We start from the raw sequence: 22,634 nt of genomic DNA on the forward strand, positions 1-22,634 counted from the left end.
AAATCATTGCAATGAAAGCCCGCGTATTAATTATTGAAGATGAACCCACTATTGCGGACACATTGGTTTACGCATTGGAGACAGAAGGTTTTGCCGTCACTTGGGAATCACTGGCGCAAAGTGCCCTGCAATATCTTGCGCAGCAGCCAGTGGATTTTATTATTCTCGATGTTGGCCTGCCCGATCATAATGGCTTTGAATTGTGCAAAACCATTCGCCGCAGCAATGAGCCATATGCAGATGTGCCTATTTTGTTTTTAACCGCGCGCAAAGAAGAAGTTGACCGTATTATCGGCTTGGAAATCGGCGGCGATGACTATGTCACCAAACCCTTTAGCCCACGGGAAATCAGCGCGCGCGTTAAAACTATTCTCAAGCGCTCTGGCACCGCAGCGAATAGAACGCCCAGCAATTCGCCAGAAAAAAATTCAACGCCAGCCTCCGCCCAGGAGATCGCGCCAGCACCAACAACCCAAGCACCTTGGCAAAAGGGAAAGTTTTGTGTCGAAATCGATAAAGCGCGAGTCAGTTACTGCAATAAAATCATCAACCTTACCCGCTATGAATTTTTAATTTTGCGTGTACTGCTTGCACACCCTGAACGAATTTTTAGTCGCGCCCAATTAATGGATAAAGTGTGGGATGAACCCGAATCCAGTTTTGAGCGCGCGGTGGACACCCATATCAAAAGCCTGCGCGCCAAATTGCGCGATGCCACTGACAATAGCGATACCGACCCCATTAAAACCCACCGGGGTATGGGCTATAGCATCAGCATTCATTAGCCAAACGCGATAAGGATTGCCCTGAGTGAAATTAAGCCTGCGCATTTTTCTGGTGTATTTTTTATTGGTCGGCATTGGCCTGTTTACTTTTTTTAGCAATGCAGCCAACCAATTGCGGCCCATTGTGCGCCAGTCAGCCGAGAACGCACTGATCGATACCGCCAACCTGCTCGCTGAACTGGTGGTGCGCGATCTGCATAACAATCAATTTAATCGCGAGCAATTTACCCAGGCCATCGCCCGCTACCAGCAGCGCCAGCTCAATGCATCTATTTGGGATGTTAAAAAAACTACATCGGATATGCGCTGCTACATCACCGACCGCCAAGGTCGAGTGATTTTTCATACCGACCCGGATGAAATTGGCAAAGATTATTCGCGCTGGCTGGATGTAAGCAAAACGCTCAAAGGTCAGTACGGTGCGCGCACTACGCGTATAGATCCGAATGATGAATTAACCAGTGTAATGCACGTGGCCGCACCTATTTTTAACAATGGCGATTTATTTGGCGTGCTCACTGTGGTGCAACCCAATGCCAGCAGCGTGCCCTTTCTTGAATTTGCCCGCACCCAACTGTTAACCCAGGGCAGCTTGATTTTAATTTTCGCCCTGGCCATAGGCGCACTCTTAACTTATTGGCTCACTCACTCTGTTCGTCTCTTATCAATTTACGTGCAAAAAGTCAGGCAAGGTGAGCGTGTAACACCGCCGAAATTACACGAGCGAGAACTGGCAGAACTCGCAGAGGCAACTGAATCTATGCGCCGCGAATTAGAAGGCAAAGCCTACATTGAAAACTATGTACACACATTGACCCACGAAATGAAAAGCCCGCTGGCCGCCATTCGCGGTGCGGCCGAGTTATTGGAAGAAGGCGGCATGGAGGCCAATGCCCGACAAAAGTTTTTGCACAACATTGTTCACTCCGCACACCGCATGCAGGATTTAATTGATCGCTTACTGGCATTGGCCGCACTGGAAAACACCCATCAATTACATAACCCTGAGCCGCTGGATTTAGCCCAACTAGTCAGTGCTGAAATCGATACCAAACGCAGCCGTGCACAACAAAAACAACTTCAATTAGTGTTTACCGCACCACCCAACATTGCTGAAATAAAAGGCGATCGTTTTTTACTGCTGCAAGCCATTAGCAATTTGCTCGATAATGCCTTGAACTTTGCCAATAGCCAGAGCGACATTTTGATTCATATAGAACAACAAGCAGAACAGCTGGTATTAGTGATTCAAAACCAAGGCCCCTGGATACCAGATTACGCGCTGCCGCGTATTTACGAGCGTTTTTATTCGCTGGCTCGCGCCGAGGGCGCGGGGAAAAGTTCTGGCCTCGGTCTGAGTTTTGTACAAGAAATTGCCGCGCTGCACAAAGGTAGCATTCGTTTATGCAATGGTGGCACACTAGCGCAGCCTTGGGTTGAAGCGCGGCTCAGCATCGCCCGCTAAGCAATTAAGGACTCTACCTAATGCAGTCATTTTCTCCATACACCTGACTGCGGCAAACAATAATAGCGAGGAACATACAGGGTGATGTTTAAACAAATTCTGCTAATGCTGGTAGTGATAACCAGCTCATTACACGCTAGCGCCACAAGCAATCCAAACCCAACTGAAAAATTACTGGACGATATTGTCACCGCGCAGCGGGCGATGATATTGCTGCTCGACAAAAGCCCATCCAATGACCCGCTCTCTGATTATATTTTTGCCGCGCGCAATGCGTATGTGGTGAAGCAAGAAGGCATAGAACAATTAATCACACAGGCCGAGGCTGAGCAGTCATCGTCCAAACTGACGCAGGCCAGCGAAACACTCATTCGCTATACCCAAACAACACTGCAATCACACCCCGCCGATTTGCTCGCGTTTAATGATCTGTATGATGAGTTAATCGCGTTGGAACAAGCCCGTGCACTGCCCGCGCAAGAACTGGCTAAATTGGAACGCGCTGCGGCAGATTATCAAAAAGCATTTGATCAATACCGCAGTGATTACAGCAAGGCGCTGGATAAATTAACCACACGCGGACAGCAGTACGAGAGTTGGCTTGATTACATTAGTTTTCTCAACAGCCAGTTTGATACTGCTCAACTCTTGCGTCACTACGCGCAGGAAAAAGCACAATTATTTCGCTATATGACACGCGGCGAAAACGATAGCAAAACCAAAAAAGATGCCTTGACCGAGGCGACCCCCAAAATAATGTGGGGCAACGACTTGCCCGAAAAAACCGTGGTGCTCACTTTTGATGACGGCCCCCATGCGCGCAATACTGGTTTGGTGTTAGACATTCTTAAACAGTATGAAGTGAACGGTTACTTTTTTACGGTGGGGAGAAATTTGGGTGAAGCCGATGGCGAAGCGGTTACTAGCACACGCAATGATGCAATCGCCAAACGCATCATTGCTGAAGGCCATATACTTGCCAATCACAGTTATAGCCACAGCATTCTCACTAAACTTGCCGATGAAGGGCGCAAAGCCGAAATCACCAAAACGAATTTGCTGATCAGTAACAGCCAGGGCTCAGCCAACACACTGTTCAGGCCGCCCTATGGCTCGCGCGATAAAGCCTTGGACGCACTCGCCAGCAAAGAGGGCATGATATCGGTGATGTGGAATATCGATTCCATGGACTGGGCCGACCCGATTCCGGAATCTATTGCCGACCGCACGCTACGCGAATTGGAAAAATATAAAAAAGGGATTTTGTTATTTCACGATATTCACAAACAAACCGTTAATGCGCTGCCAACCTTGCTGACCGCACTGGCCAATGAAGGCTACCGTGTCGTCACGCTCGACGGTCGCAGCTTCAGCGAAAATTCAACGGGCTTACCAAAAGTTCAAGCGCCCAAAACCGAATTTTATGGCACCAGCTGGGCGGTGGTGATTGGCATTAATCAATACCAATCCTGGCCAAAACTGGAATACGCGGTAAACGATGCACAAGCAGTTGCTGCGCGGCTTGAAACTAAATTGGGGTTCAAAAAAGAAAATATCATCACACTCTATGATGAAGAGGCCACCTCCGAGCGGATTACCGAGGTGCTCGGCTATCAACTAGCAGACCCCAATCTTGTTAAAGAAAATGATCGCGTTTTTGTTTTTTACGCAGGTCACGGTATGACCCGCGACCTGCCCAATGGCAAAGCACTGGGTTATTTAATTCCCGTCGATGCGGACACAAATAAATTCCAAAACCGCGGCATTAGCATGACGCAAATTAACGACTTCTCTGCGCTTATTCCCGCCAAGCATGTGTATTTTGTGATGGACTCTTGTTACAGCGGTCTGGCATTAACCCGCGCCGGTGTCAGTATTGGTCAATCACTTAATTACATTAATCAGATCACCGAGCGCAAAGCGCGGCAGATTCTCACCGCGGGCGGCGCCGATCAACAAGTCGCCGACGGTGGCCCCGGCGGTCACTCGATTTTTACCTGGACCTTTTTACAAGCATTGGATGGTTTAGCCGATACCGACAACAACGGATACGTCACCGCTTCCGAGCTGGGTACTTATGTTGCACCCGTGGTATCCAGTTATGCAGAACAAACGCCCTCCTTCGGTAATTTGCTCGGCAGCGAGGGTGGTGACTTTGTATTTAAAATCAATAGCGATGCCGCAGCGGCCATTAATCAAAAATTAATTGCCGACTCAAAACGGATCGAAGCCGAATTAACCTCACTGCGCAAAGACACGTCTGAAAATGTGCGCCGCCGCTTGGAGTTGGAAATCGCTCTGGAAAAAGAACAGCAAGCGCAAACGACTAATACAAGTGCGGCAGCAAGCAGCAGCGCCACGGGTGATGCAACATCGAGCACTGCAGCAAAAACCTCGGAAGAACGCAAAAACCAAGCGCGGCGATTAAACGCATCGGCGATGGAATTTTTTAAAGAAAAGAAATACGCACAAGCAAAAAGCGAATGGGCGGAAGCAGTTCGGTTAAATCCGTACAACCCAACCATCGTCAACAATTACGCCTATGTACTCGACACCATGAATGAAAATGACGAAGCGCTGAAATGGTATTACCGCACCGTTGAGTTAGACGCGCGCCGCACCGCAGTTTACTGGAACCTCGGCGACATTATGGTAGAGCTGGGGCGCAAGCAGGATGCAATCCCCTACTACGAGCGCTTTTTACATTTGTACCCATCGTTTAAAGACGCCAAGAAAATTCGCGCCAAGATCGAAGAATACAAGCGCGAAATTGCCGCAGCTGAGGCGGCACTCGATACTCCAGAGTAAATCTGCCGCGCCTGATTCACAGGCACCAGTAGACCAGTTAAACGGGAGCTTCGGCTCCCGTTTCTTATTCAAGCCGGAGTTTTTACCCATCAATACAGCAACCAATATCGTTTAGAATTAAATACCATTTGATATTGATTATCATTTATAAATACAATGGCACCCTATTCATCAGTACGGGAGAGCCATATCACCATGAATCAGCCGAAAGCCCTGCTTGCCAGCATCATCACCAGCCTGTTGTTTACTCCTCTTACCAGCTTTGCCGAGGAGCCAACCGGTAAGCTCAAGACGGTGAAAGTTGAAGCCAATGCCTTGGGCAATACCACTGAACAGACCGGCGCCTATACCACTGGCAGCATGAACACGGCGACCAAAATGGACTTGAGTATTCGCGAGACTCCGCAATCGGTCGCGGTGATTACCAGCGCCCAGATTGAAGACCTGAACATCACCACCATCAATGAAGCACTGGATACCGCCACTGGTATCACCGTAAAACGCTCCGAGACTGACCGCACCTACTTTGAGGCGCGCGGTTTTGACATCAATAACTTTCAAGTGGATGGTTTGGGCACCCCCCTGCATTGGGATCTGCTGGAGGGCGATATCGATATGGCGCTCTATGACCGGGTAGAAATTATTCGCGGCGCTTCAGGTTTGATGAGCGGCTTGGGCAGCCCGGCGGCGACCATCAATCTGGTACGTAAACGCCCCACCGCCGATACCCAAGCCAGCCTCAACCTGACTCGCGGGCGCTGGGACGATACCCGCGCGGTATTGGATGCATCCGGCTCACTGACCAGTGGTATTCGCGCCCGCGCAGTGGTGAGTGATCAAAGTAAGGATTCCTATCTGCATGACTACCACAAGGATTTATCCACCAGCTATGGCGTTATTGAAGCGGATTTAGGGCTTAACACGCTGCTCACCGCTGGTATCAGCCGCCAAAAAAGTGAGGCCGATAGCCCTATGTGGGGCGCACTCACCCTGACGTATGTAGGCGATGATGGCAAAAACTATATGACCGATTTTGACCGTTCCATGAATAGCTCAGCGGATTGGGCCTACTGGGATGTGCAAACCACCAAAAGTTTTGCGGAGCTGGATCACACCTGGGAAAACGGCTGGAATACCAAAGCAACCTATACCCGCACCAAAACCCGTGGCGCGCAGGAGCTGCTCTATGTTTATGGCACTTTGAATGAAGATATGTCGGGTTTGGGTGGCTGGGCGGGAAAATTTGACCGCGAAACCGATCAGGAACAGTTCGACCTTGCCACCACCGGCAGCTTCACTACCGGTTCACTCACCCATCAATTTGTGATGGGTTTTACTCAGGCGGAAAGCGAATTACAGGAGCTGGCTCTTTACGATTACACCACCGGCAATGGCTTCCCGGCGATTGACAATATGGCCGAATGGACGGGCAACACGCCCCACCCAACATTCATGGATTCCAGCCCGGGCGCTGATATTACCGACAAACAAACTGGTGTTTATATCGCCGGTCAATTTAGCCTGAGTGATGATTTGAAACTCTTAGCCGGTGCCCGCGCCGCGCGCTATAACAGTAACGGCAGCAGTTACGCCACCGCACAAGATACCGACGAAAACGTGCTAGTGCCTTACGTCGGCCTGACTTACGACATCAGCCAACAACTGACCGCCTATACCAGTTACACCGAAACCTTCACCCCGCAAACCGAATTGGATGCACAACTCGACCGCCTCGCCCCCACCACCGGAGTCAATAAAGAACTGGGTTTAAAAGGCGAATTTTTTGAGGGTGCGCTGAATACATCGGTCGCGGTATTTGCCACTGAATTGCAAGACTTTGCGATCCAGCTCGGCTTTAACGAAGAGACCGGCAAGTTTTATTACGGTGGCGCGGACTATGAATCCCAGGGTTTTGAACTGGAGCTAGCCGGGCAAGTCACCGATCAACTGAAGATGACCCTGGGTTACACCAATCTCACGGTGGACGATCACAAGGGCGAAGTGGCGCGCACCTTTACCCCGAAGCAATCGCTCAAACTCAGCGCCAGCTTCAACCCTGAGTGGCAACCGGCCTTAACTTTGGGCAGCTTTGTCGAATACCGCTCAGACACTTATCTGCGCGGCACTGTGATCAAACAGGATGCCTTAACCTTGGTCGATGCCTTTGCCCGTTATCAATTGAACGATCACATCGCCCTCGGCCTCAATCTCAACAACATCACTGACGAAAGCTATTTAACCAGCTTTGAATATGCGCAGGCTTATTACGCCGAACCGCGCAATATCAGCGGCTCGGTTACGGTGAAGTTTTAAGATGAACTCGCTGTTTTTATCCACCGTAAACCCTTGGTTTAGTTTGCTCGCCCTGCTGTTGGTAGCCGCAGGCGTGGGCTTACTGTATCGCGCATGGCAAAAGCCTAAACGCCATTGGCCACTGATCGCTGCTGGCTGGAGTGTATTGATACTGGCGCACTGGCCTTGGTTTGCTGCTTTTGGGGTAGATCGCGGTTGGGCGTTAGCGGCGATACTGCCGGGGCTAGTCGCCCTGCTGCTAATTGCCTTGCGCACGCCTTGGCGCGAGCGCTATCAAGCTGATCGACGCAGTGATAAAACCGCGCACAGCCAGTCTTTATCCGCCCCGCAATCACCCCCTTGGTACACGCCAATTCCCAACTTATTGCTACAGATTCTGGTGGTGGGATTGCTCTCACTGAGCGCGGCCTTTGGTGCAGCCTTGGCGGTTTATGCACTGCTGGATACCAGCTTGGTAAACCGCATGATGGCCGCTGCCTCTGTCGCCCTGCTGCTCTGGCCTGTATTGATGGTGTGGAGCCGCAGCCACGATTCACTAGTCAAACCGGCGCTCTGGTTTATCGGCCTGAGTGTGGCTGGCTGGTTATCGACCCCGGCAATTTTCTAGCCCTCTTTATTACTCGATTGGATTTCACCGTGATCAGATCATTCAAGCTCTCATCCTCCAGCGTGCGCGCGAACCTCAAGGCGCATTCAGGGCTGGGGTTATTTATTGTCGCCCTGCTCTACTTGGTCTGCGTAACTGGGGTGGTCAGCGTTTATTACCCGGATATAGAACAGTGGGAGCAGGCCAATATCGCCGACACCCAGTCAGTCACACCGGCTCAGGTGCAAGCGGCGCTGGCGAATCTGTATCAACATCACCAACAGCAGCAGGCCGGCAAGGGCGATAAAGCGGAAGGTCTGGAGGATATTTGGGTCAGCCTGCCCACCGCCGATATGCCGCGTTTTACCGTAGGTGCCGCGCCCGCTCATGGAGAGGGTGAGTCTGAGGAAGATCATGAACACTTTGAGTTTCATCTGAATGCTGATGGCAGTTTGGGTGAAACTGTGAGCCACGAGTGGACGCATTTTGTAGTCAAGTTGCACTACGCCCTTACTATACCAGGCATTTGGGGTATGACCTTGGTGGGTCTGATCGGCATGGTGCTAGTGGCCATGACCATTAGCGGTATTTTGGCGCACCCTAATTTGTTCAAAAATGCTTTCTCCCTGCGCATCAATCGCGGCGAACGTCAGCAGCAGGTGGATATGCACAACCGCGTCGGCGTCTGGGCGACACCATTTATCTTGGCCATCGCCCTCACCGGCGCCCTGATCGGTTTAGGTCAGGTGCTGCTGTTTACCTTCGCCACCGGCTTTCATAAAGGCGATACCACCGCAATCACCAACCAGCTCTATATGCCGCACCCGGAGCCCAGCAAAGTAGCTGCCCCGCTAATGGACGTGACCCCGATTGTGGAGAAGTTCCAGCGCGATTACCCGGACTTAAAAGCCTACTTCCTCGCCATTCACTACCCCGGTACCACCGCCCAAACGGTTGAGATTGGTGCCTATGTACCGGATCGTCTGGTGTGGTACGACGCGATTCAATACAACGCGGCCGGAGAAGAAACCAAACGCCTGGGCTGGCCGGATGGGGATGTCGGCATGCAGATTTACGCCTCCAGCTATCGCCTGCACTTCGGCCATTTTGGCGGCCTGCCGGTAAAATTCGTTTACACCTTACTCGGTCTGGGCTTGTGTTTTATCTGCGCCACCGGCATGAACATCTGGTTTCGCCGCCAATTGCAAGCCGGCACCCCGCGCCCCACCACCGAGCGCTTGTGGCTAGCCGCGGTATGGGGTTTCCCTTGTGCATTGGTGTTAACGGGGATAACTAACTTCTGGTGGCCAATGGCATCGGTGGGTATTTTCTGGATTACCAGTCTGCTTCTGGCACTTATCGCTCTCATAATCCCTAATCGCCGCCAGATTTCGCTGGGCTTGCGCCTGTTGCTCGCGATGTTGCTCGGATTATTGCTAGCCACGCACATCAGCCACTTTGGTTCGGATTCGTTGATGGGCGCCAGCCTGTTGGTAAATGGCTTAATCTTCTTTGCCCTATTGGCATTGGTGATCGGCCTCAATACCACGCGATCGCGCTAGACATCAAAACGCTCTTTGATCGAATCAGGATTCTGTCGGCAATCCAACACAGCAACCACATACGCTGTGCGCTCTTGTAGCTCATAATAGATTGCGAAAGGAAAACGCTTGGAAAGCATACGATAGAAGCCTGCGTATGACTTGGGATGACTGCCAGCAGCCACGCATAACGAATCAATATCCGCAATTAAATTATCAACAAAGTAATCGCCGAGACCTGTAAGTTGTGACTCGTAAAACTCAAAACCGGAAAGTAAATCCTGCTCCGCAGAGTTGGTGAGACGAATAGAAAATAGCGACTCATCCATAAATTAAGAACCATTCCGTAAGCCTGCTTTAACTTCTTGCCATGACTTATGCTCGCCGCGCTGCAACTCTGCGCGACGCTCCGTTAGCACGTCTTCATGCCATGCAGGGCTTGGGTTGTAGTTTGGCTCGCGACAAAGTGAGTCCCATAGCTGTTCCATAGCCTGAATGCGCTCTGCCAAAGGGCGATCTGCAAGTTCGGTAACCAGTGACATAAAAATCTCCGCGATTGCACCTGACGAATAGTGCTCAAAGCTTAGCACTAGCCACCCTGTTCCGTCCCCCAAAAACACTAGGCTGACTCGCCCTGCTTAGGATTCGCTTTATTAAAGGTTGCCCAGTTAAATTGTTATAGTATAACATCACCAACAATTTCAAACGCCGTCTACCGTTTTTACCATCAGTGGGCAGGCAATCCGTTTTGCGTATAGCTGTGGAGATACACATGTTCAGTATGAAAAAAACCCTTTTATGTTTGGCGATTACCGCCGCCAGTCACTCGGCATTTGCGCAGTTGCAAGGCGTGGTGCGCGATGAGCAAGGCCAGCCAATTAGTAACGCCAAGCTCGATGTAGTGGGTTCTAACCTGCAGATTCGCACCAATGCCCAAGGCGAATTCAGCCTGCCACCGCAGGTCAATGGCGAGGTAGAGTTGCATGTAAAAGCGCCTATGTTTATGCACAAAACCTTTCATCTGGCGCAGGGCGATCAAGCCGTCGATTTGGTATTGCGCAGCACCGCCATAGAAGTGGTGAATGTGGTCGGCCTGCCCTGGCACGCCTCCAATATGGAATCGGCGCAACCGGTGACGGTATTGGGCGGCGATACCCTGCGCGAGCGTCAGGCATCTACCTTGGGTGAAACCCTCAAAAATGAAGTGGGCGTGCACTCCAACTATTACGGCCCAGTAGCCAGCAGCCCGATTATTCGCGGCCTTGAAGGCCCGCGTGTGCTCATCACCCAAAATGGTTTGGATGCGGGTGACGCCTCCCGTGTTGGCGCTGACCATGCGGTCGCAACCGAAGCCTCAACCGCGCGCCAAATCGAAATTCTGCGCGGCCCCGCGACTTTGTTTTACGGCAGCGGTGCAATTGGTGGCGTGGTGAATATTGTTGATGACCGCGTACCCCAGGGGCTGGATACCTATGGCGAGTGGCGGCTTGAGCGCGATTCGGTCGCCAACGATAAACTCGTCTCCGCCAGCGGCAATACCGGTGTAGGCAATGTCGGTTTGCATTTGGATGGTTTTTGGCGCGAATCCGAGGATTACAAAATTCCCGGAGCTGCAGAGCTGGAAACCCATGAAGAACACGAAGAGGAAGACCATGAGGATCACGATGATGATCGCTTGGCCAACTCGGCAACAGAAGCCAAAGGTTTTAATCTGGGCACCAGTTACATATTGGATGAAGGTTTTGTCGGCGTTTCCTACGGCCACTTGGAGCGTCAATACGGCATTCCCGGCCACGGCCACGAAGGTGAAGAAGTGGATGTTTACGCGGATTTAAAACAAGACCGCGTGCAATTTCTAAGTGAACTGTCACTGGATCACGATATTTTCAGCGCAATTAATACTCGTTTTGGTTTTACCGATTATCAGCACAGTGAAATCGAAAACGGTGAAATCGGCACCACCTTTAATAACGAAAGTCAGGAAGCGCGCATCGATCTATTTCACCACCCCATCGCCGATTGGCGCGGCGCATTAAGCCTGCATTTTAAACACGCGGATTTTTCAGCCGTCGGTGAAGAAGCCTTTACCCCGCCCAGTGAAACCAACACCCTTGCCATCGCCCTGATGGAAGAGCGTCACTTTGGCGATGTGTTAGTGCAATTAGGTGCACGCATCGAACAAGTGAAAATTTCTGCCGATAATTTTCAAGTCGATTTGAATGACCATGACCACGACGAAGGCGAGCATGAAGATGAATACCTAAGCGTATTCTTCATCGACCAAAAATCTACCCCGTTTAGCGCCTCCGCCGGATTGGTGTGGGATTTCACTCCAGGCTACAACATCGCACTCTCTTACACCCATGCCGAACGCTCGCCGTCTGCCGCCGAATTATTATCCTTCGGCCCACATATAGGCTCAGGTTTATATGAAGTAGGTGCGCTGCTGCAACTAGTGGAAGATGAACCGGGTGAATTTCATTTTGATTTAGCGCGCGCCGATGTCGAGCTGGAAACATCTAACAACATCGATCTTTCGCTGCGTAAATTTGAAGGCGATTTCGGTTTTATTTTCAATGCGTTTTACAACCGCATCGACAATTATTACTACCTCGCCGAAACCGGCATGACCTACGAGAGTGAACATGATCACGGCGACGAAAATGAAGCCGATGAACATGATCACGGCAGCGAGTTACCGGTATTTATTTATCAAGCGCGCGACGCCGACTTGTACGGATTTGAAGGTGAAATTATTTGGCAATTAAATGCACCATTTAAACTCAGTCTCACCAGCGATTACATCCGCGCGCAATTAGATGAAGGTGGCGATTTGCCGCGCATTCCGCCCTTGCGTGTCGGCGCGCGCGCTGAATATGCGCTTGGCAACTGGCGCGCAGAACTCAGCGGCCAACATTATTTTGAACAAGACCAAACCGCCGCCTTCGAAACCAGTACACCCGGTTACACACTAATGGATGCACAACTGAGCTATCAAATGCGCAGCGACCTGAAAATTTTCCTCAAAGGCCATAACCTCACCAACGAATATGCGCGTGTACATGCCTCATTCCTGAAAGACAAAGCGCCGCTGCCCGCTCGCTCATTTGCCTTGGGTATTAGCGGCAACTTTTAAACGCCAGCTGTCCTAACGCTCACTAACTGTCATACCCGCGAACGCGGGTATCCATAACTATTATTTAAAATTAGTCAAAAGGTAATCAAGAAAATGAAAAACAATTCATTATCCAGCCTGACATTGCTGCTTATTGCCGCACTTCTCAGCGGTTGCGGCGGCAGCGATACCAACATCGTTGAGCGAGATCCCATTCCTATAGAAAAAGATCATGACCACAACATTGAAAACCCACCAAAAGGTCGCTTATTAATTTCCACCAAAGATCAGGCCAAAGTGAGCGTGATCGACATTAAAGAAAAGAAACTACTGCACGAAGTTACGCTAAGTGAAACACCCAGTGCACTTTATGCAAGCCCAAATAATCGCTACGGTTTTGTATTGCAACGCACCGCTGATCGCGTTGATGTGGTTGATGGCGGCTTGTGGCAAGAAAATCACGGCGATCATCTGCATGACTACCAACAAGCGCCCAGGCAAATGTTATTCAGTACCAATAAAGCGCGCCCAACCCATTTCACTGGAACAGATAAACAATCAGTGATTTTTTATGACGGCAATAGCGCAACAGCAACTCCTGCGAGCGTAGGTGTATTTACCGAAGCCGATATAGCAAACAATACTGCGGGAACTCTACTCGAATACACCACCCATATGCACGGTGCCGCACAGGGGCGCGGTGAATATTTAATTTCCACGGTGCGCGACCCGGCAACTACCAGCACTCTGCCCGACCGCGTTGCAGTGTATCGCGCGCACAATGGCTATTTTGTGGATGAAACCATCTTCAGCGAAACCTGCCCCGGTCTGCACGGCAGCGCGCAAAATGAAAACCAAATCAGTTTTGGTTGCACCGATGGTGTATTAGTCATCACCCAAGCAGGTGACACTTTTACCGCGCGGAAAATTGCCAACCCTACTAACTTCACTGGCACAACCCGAATAGGCACATTGGTTGGTGATCACACTGTTAAAGAGTTTATCGGCATTGCCGCCGGACAGTTTTTTGCGATCAATAGCAGCACAAACAGCATCGCCGCAATTAACTGGATTGACACCAGTGTTACAACCACCGCTAGCGCGATCGCTTATGATTTTGCCGAGGAAGGCAAATTGTTCGTGATTCTAGACAACCAAGGCAAGCTAACAACGTTGAACACCGCTGATTGGAGCGTAAAAAAACGTGTTCAGGCCATTAGCAGCAACCTCGCCGCCTTACCGGTGGGCAGTAAGTTTGAACTGGCACTAACACCTGGGCATATCGCGTATGTGAGTGACCCTATCGCCAATCAAATTAAACAAATTGATCTGGAAAAAGCGGAGGTGACCGATACTATTCAATTGGATTTTGTGCCGAATAAAATCACTTGGCTGGGTATTGCAGAACCGGCAACGGATAAACACAATCACTAATGAATCAGAGGGGCGCACTTGGCGCCCCTCAGGATGAAAACGACGTAACACGCTATTCTGAATATACCAAGCTGGGCATAGATTGATTTAATTAGATATTCACGTGACAAGGAGAGCTACAATCGTTAGTGAGACGATTTAACAGGGAGATAAGGACACCATGAAATCGATCCATCACGCAAGCACTGACAACATCAATCAACTCGCCCCAAAACAAAATGCTGCCGCATTGGCAAGCGATGAAGCAGAAAACATCGCGCAGCATTTTTCCCACTATTTAAAACCACAAATTGCCAAATCTGACCCGTTAAAACAGGAAGTGTACAAACTTCGCTATCAAGTTTATTGCGAGGAATTACATTTTGAGGAAACCAATGCAAAACATATCGAACAAGACGAGTTTGATAGCCGCTCAATTCACTGTTTTATTCGCCACATCAATTCAAATGCACTCGCCGGGACACTGCGGGTAATCGCCACCCGCAATGCCGATGAACTTTTACCTATGGAAAAGTTTTGCCCACAGGCGATTACCGATGAAAATTTGCACCCCCGAAATTTTCCCGCGCACCAGATATGTGAAGTCTCGCGGCTGGCAGTGCCGCTCACGTTTAGAAAACGGCAGGTAGATCAATTCAGCGGCGGCGCCATAGGGGCAATTAATGAACAAATGTTTTCCACACAAGAGCTGCGCTTTTTTCCTTACATTGCCGTCAGCTTGTATTTATCCGCAATTGCCCTGTGCCACAAAAGCAGAATTCGCCATGTGTTTGTAATGATGGAACCCAGGCTAGCACGCAGCTTGAATTTTGTTGGCATTCACTTCACCCAAATTGGCGCACCGGTGGAATACCACGGCAAACGCGCCGCATATTATGTGGATATCCGCCAACTGCGCAAAAAAATGAGTATTGGTTATCGCAAATTATTGGCGATGATAGAGAAGGAATTATTTAGTTAAATTCTGCAAAATCACCCGCGGCTCAGCAACAGGCACCAATTTTCCATCGCGCAATTGAATTGCTTGCGATGCGCCCATGCTGGGCCAGATTTTTAATTCATGGCCTTTTTTCCGCAGTGCCTGTTGGATTTCAACCGGCATGGCCGATTCTACAAATAATAGATTCGGATTCCACTGCTGATGAATACGCGCTTGCGCCATCGCCTTTTCTACCGGCATAGAGTCATTCAGCGCATACAACAAGGTTTGTACTACTTGCGAAATAATCGTCGGGCCACCGGCTGCGCCGAGTGTCATTACCGGCTCGCCATTTTTAAACACCAGTGTCGGGCTCATACTGGACAGTGGCCGTTTGCGCGCCGCAATCGCATTTGCATCTGAGCCCACCAAGCCAAAGGCATTGGCAGCGCCGACTTGTGCAGAAAAATCATCCATTTGATTGTTCAATACCACACCGGTGCCGGGAATAACCACTTTACTGCCAAAACTGGTATTGACTGTAGATGTAATCGCCACCCAATTGCCGTCAAGATCTGCAGCGGCAATATGGGTAGTGTGTTTCTGCATCAAATGCTGAATATCCACATCTGGATTGCCTGCGGTGATATCCGCTGTGGTTTTTTCCAAACTGATTTTTTGTGCTATAGCTTTTGCATAGCGTTTATCCGCGATACTCAACGGCACCTTGGTAAAATCACTATCACCCAACCAGTGCGCGCGATCGGCAAAAGCAAACTTCATCGCCTCGGCCATTAAATGGTAGCGCTCCGCTGGGGCTAATTTATTTAACTCAAATTGCTCAAGAATATTTAAAATTTGCGCAACATGCACACCGCCGGAACTCGGCGGCGGAAAACCATAGAGTGTATAACCGGCAAATTCCGACACAATCGGCTTACGCATTTTGATCTGATAATTAGCAAAGTCTTTACTGGTGATCATGCCGCCATTAGCAGCCATCCAACGCCCGGTTTTTTTCGCAAAATCACCGCTGTAAAAATAACTAGAACCCTGTTTGGCAATGGAGCGATAAGTTGCCGCCAAATCTTTTTGTTGCAGCAGTGAAAAGGCGGATAGCGGTTTATTATTTTTATCCAAATAAATTGCTGCGCTCGCTGGAAATTTCGCCAAATTATCCGTCGTTGCTGTTATGCGCTCTGCCAGTGCAGGTGAAATTGGAAAGCCTTTTTCGGCCAAATCTGCCGCCGGTAAAATCACCTCGCGAAATGTTAATTTTCCGCCCAGCTTTTGCAATTTATCAAACGCCGCAACTGAACCGGGAATGCCTGCCGCCAACGCGCCAGTGCGGCTCAATTCCGGATTGGCTTTACCATCCACCACAAACATATCGCGTGTTGCCGCCGCCGGCGCCATCTCGCGGCCATCAATTGCAAATATTCGGCCATCGGCCATGCGCACTAAAATAAAACAACCGCCGCCAATGCCGGAGTTGTGGCCATCGACCACACCGAGCGTAAACGCAGCGGCAATCGCTGCATCAATCGCATTACCGCCCCGCGCGATGGTGTCTATAGCGATTTGTGTGGCATAAGGATTGACCGTAGCAACCGCCGCCCGCTCATCGGCACTGACTTGTGCATATTGACTGGGCTGGCCATCAGCCAACACTGGCAGGATTGAAAAAAACGCGCAGACGCCAAGCAATAGGACAACTAACTTTTTCATAACAACAACCAAATTTATGTGAAGTAAAGTGGAGTTTATTACCTGTGAGAGGATTCGGCTACCGTTAAGAATCCCGTCATGGAAATGACTAGCCACATTGGTCTACACTGCAAAAATAATTTATTGCTGTATTCCACCCACCATTGCAAGAATCTTCTAACTATTATTAACTCACCAATCATTATTAACTCACCAACAATTTTTCACTTACTGGCAGGAGTTTACTTATGCGACTAATGACAAGGGCGTTATTGCTGAGCGGTAGTGTATTAGCGGCTAACAGCATGCTGACACTACCGAGTGTTGCCGCCGAAGGCATGTGGACTATGGATAATTTGCCCCATACAACATTGGAAAAAACCTACGGTTTTAAACCTACAGCCACATGGCTGCATAAATCCATGCGCAGTGCAGTGCGGCTGGCCGGTGGTTGCTCTGGCTCATTTGTCTCGGCGCAGGGTTTGGTGCTGACCAATCATCACTGCGTGATTGGCTGCATAGAGGATTTATCCAGCGAGAAACAAGATCTGATCAACAAAGGTTTTCTCGCAGAATCTTTGAGTGAAGAAAAGCAGTGCCCCGGCATGGAAGTGAATCGCTTGGAGAAAACCGAAGATGTGACTGCGCGCATGCAAAAAGCGCTCGCAGGTTTGTCGGGCAAAGCATTTAGCGAAGCAAAAAAAGCCGAGCAGTCACTGATTGAAAAAGCCTGCGTCGGAGATGCTGGCGATGAGCGCCGCTGCGATATTGTCGAGCTCTATGGCGGCGGTGAATATCATGTATATCAATATGCCCGCTATCAGGATGTGCGTCTGGTTTTTTCACCGGAATACGCATCTGGATTTTTTGGCGGTGACCCCGACAATTTTAATTTTCCCCGCTACAACCTCGATATGAGTTTATTGCGTGTTTATGATCGCGCGGGCAAGCCACTCGTCAATGCGGATTGGTTTCCTATCAACCCCAAGGGTGCAAAAGAAGGCGAGCTGGTGATGACACTCGGCCACCCAGGCTCGACCCAGCGCCAGTTGACCATGGCGGAATTGGAAACACAGCGTGATCTGGTATTGCCTTTTCGTTTAATGCTTGCCTCTGAATATCGCGGCCTGCTGTTGCAATATTCAACCCAGAGCGAAGAAAAAGCGCGCATTGCACAAACGGAATTAACCATGGTGGAAAATGGAATTAAAGCGCGTACCGGAATGTTTCAAGCACTTCTATCGCCGAGCGTGATGCAACAAAAACGCGAGCAAGAAAATACCTTTCGCGCCTGGGTCAGTAGCGATGCTACACGCACGCAAACCTATGGCGACCCTTGGCAAACATTGAGCGAGACACAAACTGCGTGGCGCAATCTCTACGTCGATTATGTGATGGTGGAAATTGGTTTCGGCGCTATGTCGCAGCAAGTAAATTGGGCGCGGACTCTGGTACGCGGCACGGCAGAAAAAGCAAAACCCGATAATACCCGTTTGCGTGAATTTTCTGATGCCAGTTTACCGGCAGTACAAGCCGGTCTGTTTGCCGAGGTCCCACTCTATTCGGATTTTGAGCGCACCAAGCTCGCTTGGTCGCTGAGCAAGTTGCGTGAAAAGCTCGGCGTTGATAATCCGGTGGTGAAAAGTATTTTGGGCAAACAATCACCAGAAGCCTTGGCCAATGAAATTGTCACTCACAGCAAGTTAGGCGATGCAGCAGTGCGCAAACAATTATGGGAAGGTGGCGTCGATGCGATAAAAAATAGCGATGATCCAGCGATTAAACTCGCCTATTTAATTGATGAGCAGGCGCGAAAATTCCGCACGGATTACGATCAAAATATCGAGCCGGTACAAAAGGCGGCGGCCAATCAATTAGCCAAAGCGCGTTTTGCCTATCAGGGCACGCGGGTTTATCCCGATGCGACTTTTTCACTACGTTTATCCCACGGGGTAATTCGCGGCTGGGAAGAAAAAGGCAAAACAATTGCGCCCTTCACCAACATCGGCGGGCTGTTTGATCGCGCCACGGATTTTGATCCCTTTAAACTGGCGGATAGCTGGATTGCAGCGCAGAAAAAATTGGATAAAAAAACACGCTTTAATCAGGTGTCCACCAACGACATAGTCGGCGGCAATTCAGGCAGCCCGTTAATTAATGCGAAGGGTGAATTAGTCGGTCTGATTTTTGATGGCAACATCAATTCACTGGGTGGCTCGTACTTTTTTGATGAGTCAGTGAATCGGGCCGTATCGGTTCACCCCGCCGCAATGACGGAAGCCTTAAAACAGGTTTATAAGGCCAAGCACTTGGTTAAAGAACTTAAGCTGGACTAACGCAACTCCCGCCCCAAAAAAAAACCTCGCTGAAATTATTTCAGCGAGGTTTTTTTTATAGCCGGAAGTAACTGAATTCTATTATTCTTCAGCGATACAGTAGGCGAGCACTTTATCGATACGGCGACCATCCATATCGACAATTTCCAGCTGCCAGTTTTGTATTACCACTTTATCGCCAGTAGCGGGCATACGCCCCATCAGCAACATAATCAAACCGTTGAGCGTTTGGTAATTGCCCTCTTCCGGCAAATCATCAATCGCCAGACAATCTTTTAAATCCATAATCGGCAACATGCCATCCAATAACAAGGAGCCATCATCACGATGAATCACATAGGCGTCTTCACCCTCACCCAAAATAAATTCGCCGGTGAGCGCTTCCAATAAATCTTGCAGGGTGACTATGCCTTTTAGATCGCCATACTCATCCACTACAAACACCATTTGACTGTGCGACGAACGGAAGAATTCCAACAATTCCATTCCAGTCAATGATTCAGGCACTACGTGACACGGCTGCGCCATGGATTCGAGATCAACGGTGCTGCCACGTATCGCTTCAGCTAATAATTCTTTGGCATTGATAACACCAATTAAATTGTCATTCTGTTTGGTGCATACGGGAAAGCGCGAGTGCGGGGATTTCATCACTCGCTGATAATTTTCTTCCAGTGGCAAAGCGGTATCCAAATACACGATATCTGAACGCGGTACCATTAATGACACTATGCTGCGCGTTTCCAAACGCAATACATTTTTTACCATCGCATGTTCTTGTTGCTCCAACACCCCGGAGCTCGAACCTTCATCCAAAATTGCGTGAATATCCTCTTCGGTGACCTGCTGACTTTGGGTGTGATGAAAACCCATCATGCGCATCAAGGCGCGGGTAGAGCCCGATAAAAAATACACAAACGGCTTGGTGATAATAGCGAGCATCTGCATTGGTTTTGCCACAAAACAGGCAATACGTTCAGCGCTAAGTTGGCCGATACGTTTGGGCACCAATTCACCTACCACTATCGACAAATAAGTCACCACAACTACCACTAAAATGGTGGCGAAATTATCACTGAAATTAACGGGCACGCCGAAAGTTTGCAGCCAGAGCGCAAACGGCTCAGCGAGAATCGATTCACCAAAAATACCATTCATGATGCCGATTGAAGTGATGCCAATCTGCACCGTAGATAAAAACTGGGTGGGGTCTTCCGCTAAGCGCAACGCGACCTGCGCCGAGCTATTGCCCTTGGCGGCAAGTGCCATCAAACGGGATTTTTTTGCAGTGACAATGGCGATTTCAGACATCGCAAAAAGACCGTTCAAAACGATCAAGCCGAGCAATACAAAGATTTCCATGGAACCCTACTGGAAGAGCGCAAACACGCGGGAGAGCGAGTATAACACCAGCACCCACGCACTACGCCAGCCCAGCCTCCGATGGCTATCACCATTGCGCGATTCTGTTTTACTGATCCGATTGCCTTTATTGATGATAAGAATTATCATTAGCGCCATATTATCATTACCATTATCAATGCCATCCACAGCAGTTACCGATGCACTCAAAACACGCTTCTCTTATTTCTTTGCTGCTCGTTATCGGTGCTCATGCCGGGGTATTTGCAGCAGTGATGCTATCCAAGTCTGAGCCCAAGCCCGTTGAAATCGTGATTCCCACCATTCAAGGCATGTTGGTTATGGCTGAACCGGAACAGGCACCCCCACCTCCGCCAGAACCCCTGCCACCACCGGAAAAAAAGCCTGAACCCAAACCAACACCAAAACCGCCACCCAAGGCGCCACCTTCGGAACGCGCGGTCAAAGCACCAGAACCTGAGCCACCACCACCGGTAGAACAGCCAGCGGAACCAAAACCGGCAGAGCCTGCCCCCCCGGCACCTATAGTTCCACCCCGTGCAGAAGCCGGGCAGCTGAGTAATCCGGCACCTGTGTACCCCAGTTTATCGCGCCGGTTGCGCGAGCAAGGTACGGTGATATTAGAAATATTAATTAAAGCCAATGGCACTGTAGGCGAGATCAAAATCAAACAATCCAGCGGTTTTAAACGCTTGGATGAGACCGCCGTAAAAGCTGTAAGCCGCTGGCGTTACCTACCGGCGACGCAAGGCGGCAAAAAAATTGATTTTTGGTACGAACAGCCGGTTGAATTTAATTTGCGCTAATTCTTTCGCTTTTTAACTTTTCATTTTTCTATCTTTATTTTTCTATCTTTTATTTTCTATTGTTTGTAGTCAGAGGTTTTTATGGATTCACCTTATGGTATTGCCTCCATTTGGCAGCAGGGCGATCTGCTGATCAAAGGCGTTGCGATTATGTTGTTAATTATGTCCATCGCCAGTTGGTGGGTAATTGTCGTGCGCGCTTGGGGCTTATGGCGTTTACGTCGCCCTGCGCAGGGCTTAAATGATTTTTGGCACGCACAAAGTTTTGCAGAAGGTTTGCGCACGCTCGGTGAAGATCGCGCGACGCCCTTCCGTCATTTGGCTGAGGAAGGTCAAGCGGCACTTGATCATCACAGCAATCACAAAACCGATTTACACGGCCACTTGCCCCTCGCCGAATGGCTGACCGCTTGTTTGCGCGGCTCGATTGACGAAAGTGCCGAGCGCCTACAGCGCGGCCTGGCGATTCTTGCCTCGGTTGGCTCTACCGCGCCGTTTGTGGGTTTGTTTGGCACTGTATGGGGGATTTATCACGCACTGGTTGGGATTGGTATTTCCGGCCAAGCGAGTATCGATAAGGTTGCAGGGCCAGTGGGCGAAGCCCTGATCATGACGGCGTTTGGTTTGGCGGTCGCTATTCCTGCGGTACTGGGTTACAACGCCCTCACCCGCGCCAACAAAGGTGTGCTCAATAAACTCAACCGTTTTGCACATCAACTGCACGCTTATTTTATTACCGGCAGCCCTATGCAAAATAAAGGTACGATCACCAAACTCACTCCACGTAAAGAGGGTTAAGCCATGGCCTTCGGCGGTGGACTCGACGACGATACAGAGGTAATGAACGAAATCAACATGACACCCTTAGTGGATGTGATGTTGGTATTGTTGATTATCTTCATCATCACAGTGCCGGTATTGACGCACTCGGTAAAGGTAGATTTACCCAGAGCAGATAACACCCCCAATGAATTAAAACCGGAAACGGTAAACCTGGCAGTGAACGCTGAAGGACAAATTTATTGGAATGAAAATCAGGTAAATATGGAAGAGCTGGAAGTGCGCCTGTTAACCGCAGCCGCGCAACAACCGCAGCCCGAAGTGCATATTCGCGGCGACAAAGCAGTCGCCTATGAACATGTGATCAAAACCATGGCGGCAGTACAGCGATCAGGCATTTTAAAATTAGGATTTGTCACCGAACCCGGCAATTAGCCGGGTTTGTTGTTAATGGGCATTGTTATTGGGAATTGTTACTGGGTAATGGATTTTGGCTGGGACTCCAACCGCCAGGGTTTGCCATCGCAAATCGCGTAACTTGAACAACCAGGCTGACAGCCGCGACAAGGTAAGCGCGCTGGGGTGGTAGTATCAGCTGCAGTATTAGGCTTTTGTGACATAGAATCTCCGCAATAAACTCACTGAATTGATGTGAC

The 22,634-nt window shown here is 49.7% G+C and carries 18 protein-coding genes; 13 read left to right on the forward strand and 5 right to left on the reverse strand.

The window, feature by feature from the left end; genetic code table 11:
• Positions 1-11: 11 nt before the first annotated feature.
• The 6 genes from creB (at position 12) to AC2CG4_RS10630 (ending at position 9,519) form a co-directional block, all read left to right on the forward strand.
• On the forward strand, positions 12-785 hold the full coding sequence (gene creB, locus AC2CG4_RS10605) for a two-component system response regulator CreB (RefSeq protein WP_484486227.1): 774 nt from the start codon (positions 12-14) through the stop codon (positions 783-785).
• A gap of 25 nt (positions 786-810) precedes the next feature.
• Positions 811-2,250, forward strand: coding sequence for a two-component system sensor histidine kinase CreC (creC, locus tag AC2CG4_RS10610; RefSeq protein ID WP_484486228.1), 1,440 nt, complete (start codon positions 811-813; stop codon positions 2,248-2,250).
• An 84-nt stretch (positions 2,251-2,334) separates the two neighbouring features.
• A complete protein-coding gene (locus AC2CG4_RS10615; RefSeq protein WP_484486229.1) occupies positions 2,335-5,058 on the forward strand; it encodes a polysaccharide deacetylase family protein in 2,724 nt (907 codons plus the stop codon).
• Positions 5,059-5,253: 195 nt separating this feature from the next.
• On the forward strand, positions 5,254-7,371 hold the full coding sequence (locus AC2CG4_RS10620; protein WP_484486230.1) for a TonB-dependent siderophore receptor: 2,118 nt from the start codon (positions 5,254-5,256) through the stop codon (positions 7,369-7,371).
• A gap of 1 nt (position 7,372) precedes the next feature.
• The gene (locus AC2CG4_RS10625; RefSeq protein ID WP_484486231.1) at positions 7,373-7,978 is read left to right on the forward strand and encodes a hypothetical protein; all 606 of its coding nucleotides are present in this window, start codon (positions 7,373-7,375) and stop codon (positions 7,976-7,978) included.
• Positions 7,979-8,007: 29 nt separating this feature from the next.
• A complete protein-coding gene (locus tag AC2CG4_RS10630; RefSeq protein ID WP_484486232.1) occupies positions 8,008-9,519 on the forward strand; it encodes a PepSY-associated TM helix domain-containing protein in 1,512 nt (503 codons plus the stop codon).
• Here AC2CG4_RS10630 and AC2CG4_RS10635 read toward each other — a convergent pair.
• Both AC2CG4_RS10635 and AC2CG4_RS10640 read right to left on the reverse strand, forming a co-directional pair.
• Positions 9,516-9,827 carry a type II toxin-antitoxin system RelE/ParE family toxin gene (locus tag AC2CG4_RS10635; RefSeq protein WP_484486233.1) on the reverse strand — a complete coding sequence of 104 codons (312 nt, stop codon included), beginning with the start codon at positions 9,825-9,827 and terminating at the stop codon, positions 9,516-9,518. The two genes, AC2CG4_RS10630 and AC2CG4_RS10635, sit on opposite strands and share 4 nt — an antisense overlap.
• A 3-nt stretch (positions 9,828-9,830) precedes the next feature.
• Entirely contained in the window at positions 9,831-10,040 is a 210-nt protein-coding gene (locus tag AC2CG4_RS10640) for an addiction module protein (protein ID WP_484486234.1), read from the reverse strand.
• Between the two features lie 239 nt (positions 10,041-10,279).
• Here AC2CG4_RS10640 and AC2CG4_RS10645 point away from each other — a divergent pair, with 239 nt between their 5' ends.
• The 3 genes from AC2CG4_RS10645 (at position 10,280) to AC2CG4_RS10655 (ending at position 15,008) form a co-directional block, all read left to right on the forward strand.
• A complete protein-coding gene (locus tag AC2CG4_RS10645; protein ID WP_484486284.1) occupies positions 10,280-12,634 on the forward strand; it encodes a TonB-dependent receptor in 2,355 nt (784 codons plus the stop codon).
• A gap of 93 nt (positions 12,635-12,727) precedes the next feature.
• The gene (locus AC2CG4_RS10650) at positions 12,728-14,047 is read left to right on the forward strand and encodes a 5-methyltetrahydrofolate--homocysteine methyltransferase (RefSeq protein WP_484486235.1); all 1,320 of its coding nucleotides are present in this window, start codon (positions 12,728-12,730) and stop codon (positions 14,045-14,047) included.
• Between the two features lie 160 nt (positions 14,048-14,207).
• A complete protein-coding gene (locus tag AC2CG4_RS10655; protein ID WP_484486236.1) occupies positions 14,208-15,008 on the forward strand; it encodes a PEP-CTERM/exosortase system-associated acyltransferase in 801 nt (266 codons plus the stop codon).
• Here the strand turns inward: AC2CG4_RS10655 and ggt are convergent.
• On the reverse strand, positions 14,997-16,694 hold the full coding sequence (gene ggt / locus AC2CG4_RS10660) for a gamma-glutamyltransferase (RefSeq protein WP_484486237.1): 1,698 nt from the start codon (positions 16,692-16,694) through the stop codon (positions 14,997-14,999). The genes AC2CG4_RS10655 and ggt overlap by 12 nt on opposite strands.
• 227 nt (positions 16,695-16,921) lie before the next feature.
• Here ggt and AC2CG4_RS10665 point away from each other — a divergent pair, with 227 nt between their 5' ends.
• Positions 16,922-19,009, forward strand: coding sequence for a S46 family peptidase (locus AC2CG4_RS10665; protein ID WP_484486238.1), 2,088 nt, complete (start codon positions 16,922-16,924; stop codon positions 19,007-19,009).
• Between the two features lie 81 nt (positions 19,010-19,090).
• Here AC2CG4_RS10665 and AC2CG4_RS10670 read toward each other — a convergent pair whose 3' ends face one another.
• Complete coding sequence (locus AC2CG4_RS10670) at positions 19,091-20,371, reverse strand: hemolysin family protein (protein ID WP_484486239.1); 1,281 nt, start codon at positions 20,369-20,371, stop codon at positions 19,091-19,093.
• Positions 20,372-20,571: 200 nt separating this feature from the next.
• Between AC2CG4_RS10670 and AC2CG4_RS10675 the strand changes: the two genes are divergently transcribed.
• From AC2CG4_RS10675 to AC2CG4_RS10685, 3 genes are all read left to right on the forward strand, one after another.
• A complete protein-coding gene (locus AC2CG4_RS10675) occupies positions 20,572-21,198 on the forward strand; it encodes an energy transducer TonB (protein ID WP_484486240.1) in 627 nt (208 codons plus the stop codon).
• An 81-nt stretch (positions 21,199-21,279) separates the two neighbouring features.
• A complete protein-coding gene (locus tag AC2CG4_RS10680; protein ID WP_484486241.1) occupies positions 21,280-21,996 on the forward strand; it encodes a MotA/TolQ/ExbB proton channel family protein in 717 nt (238 codons plus the stop codon).
• A 3-nt stretch (positions 21,997-21,999) separates the two neighbouring features.
• On the forward strand, positions 22,000-22,413 hold the full coding sequence (locus tag AC2CG4_RS10685; RefSeq protein WP_484486242.1) for an ExbD/TolR family protein: 414 nt from the start codon (positions 22,000-22,002) through the stop codon (positions 22,411-22,413).
• Between the two features lie 38 nt (positions 22,414-22,451).
• Here AC2CG4_RS10685 and AC2CG4_RS10690 read toward each other — a convergent pair whose 3' ends face one another.
• Complete coding sequence (locus AC2CG4_RS10690; protein WP_484486243.1) at positions 22,452-22,598, reverse strand: hypothetical protein; 147 nt, start codon at positions 22,596-22,598, stop codon at positions 22,452-22,454.
• Positions 22,599-22,634 lie beyond the last annotated feature (36 nt).

This window comes from Cellvibrio sp. ATLC23, from assembly GCF_057196725.1.

What these genes read in the sequence shown, in the direction of transcription:
- creB (WP_484486227.1), top strand. Translation starts at nt 12, where the DNA reads ATGAAAGCCCGCGTATTAATTATTGAAGATGAACCCACTATTGCGGAC.
- AC2CG4_RS10615 (WP_484486229.1), top strand. Translation starts at nt 2,335, where the DNA reads ATGTTTAAACAAATTCTGCTAATGCTGGTAGTGATAACCAGCTCATTA.
- AC2CG4_RS10620 (WP_484486230.1), top strand. Translation starts at nt 5,254, where the DNA reads ATGAATCAGCCGAAAGCCCTGCTTGCCAGCATCATCACCAGCCTGTTG.
- AC2CG4_RS10625 (WP_484486231.1), top strand. Translation starts at nt 7,373, where the DNA reads ATGAACTCGCTGTTTTTATCCACCGTAAACCCTTGGTTTAGTTTGCTC.
- AC2CG4_RS10635 (WP_484486233.1), bottom strand. Translation starts at nt 9,827, where the DNA reads ATGGATGAGTCGCTATTTTCTATTCGTCTCACCAACTCTGCGGAGCAG.
- AC2CG4_RS10640 (WP_484486234.1), bottom strand. Translation starts at nt 10,040, where the DNA reads ATGTCACTGGTTACCGAACTTGCAGATCGCCCTTTGGCAGAGCGCATT.
- AC2CG4_RS10645 (WP_484486284.1), top strand. Translation starts at nt 10,280, where the DNA reads ATGAAAAAAACCCTTTTATGTTTGGCGATTACCGCCGCCAGTCACTCG.
- AC2CG4_RS10650 (WP_484486235.1), top strand. Translation starts at nt 12,728, where the DNA reads ATGAAAAACAATTCATTATCCAGCCTGACATTGCTGCTTATTGCCGCA.
- AC2CG4_RS10655 (WP_484486236.1), top strand. Translation starts at nt 14,208, where the DNA reads ATGAAATCGATCCATCACGCAAGCACTGACAACATCAATCAACTCGCC.
- ggt (WP_484486237.1), bottom strand. Translation starts at nt 16,694, where the DNA reads ATGAAAAAGTTAGTTGTCCTATTGCTTGGCGTCTGCGCGTTTTTTTCA.
- AC2CG4_RS10665 (WP_484486238.1), top strand. Translation starts at nt 16,922, where the DNA reads ATGCGACTAATGACAAGGGCGTTATTGCTGAGCGGTAGTGTATTAGCG.
- AC2CG4_RS10670 (WP_484486239.1), bottom strand. Translation starts at nt 20,371, where the DNA reads ATGGAAATCTTTGTATTGCTCGGCTTGATCGTTTTGAACGGTCTTTTT.
- AC2CG4_RS10675 (WP_484486240.1), top strand. Translation starts at nt 20,572, where the DNA reads ATGCACTCAAAACACGCTTCTCTTATTTCTTTGCTGCTCGTTATCGGT.
- AC2CG4_RS10680 (WP_484486241.1), top strand. Translation starts at nt 21,280, where the DNA reads ATGGATTCACCTTATGGTATTGCCTCCATTTGGCAGCAGGGCGATCTG.
- AC2CG4_RS10685 (WP_484486242.1), top strand. Translation starts at nt 22,000, where the DNA reads ATGGCCTTCGGCGGTGGACTCGACGACGATACAGAGGTAATGAACGAA.
- AC2CG4_RS10690 (WP_484486243.1), bottom strand. Translation starts at nt 22,598, where the DNA reads ATGTCACAAAAGCCTAATACTGCAGCTGATACTACCACCCCAGCGCGC.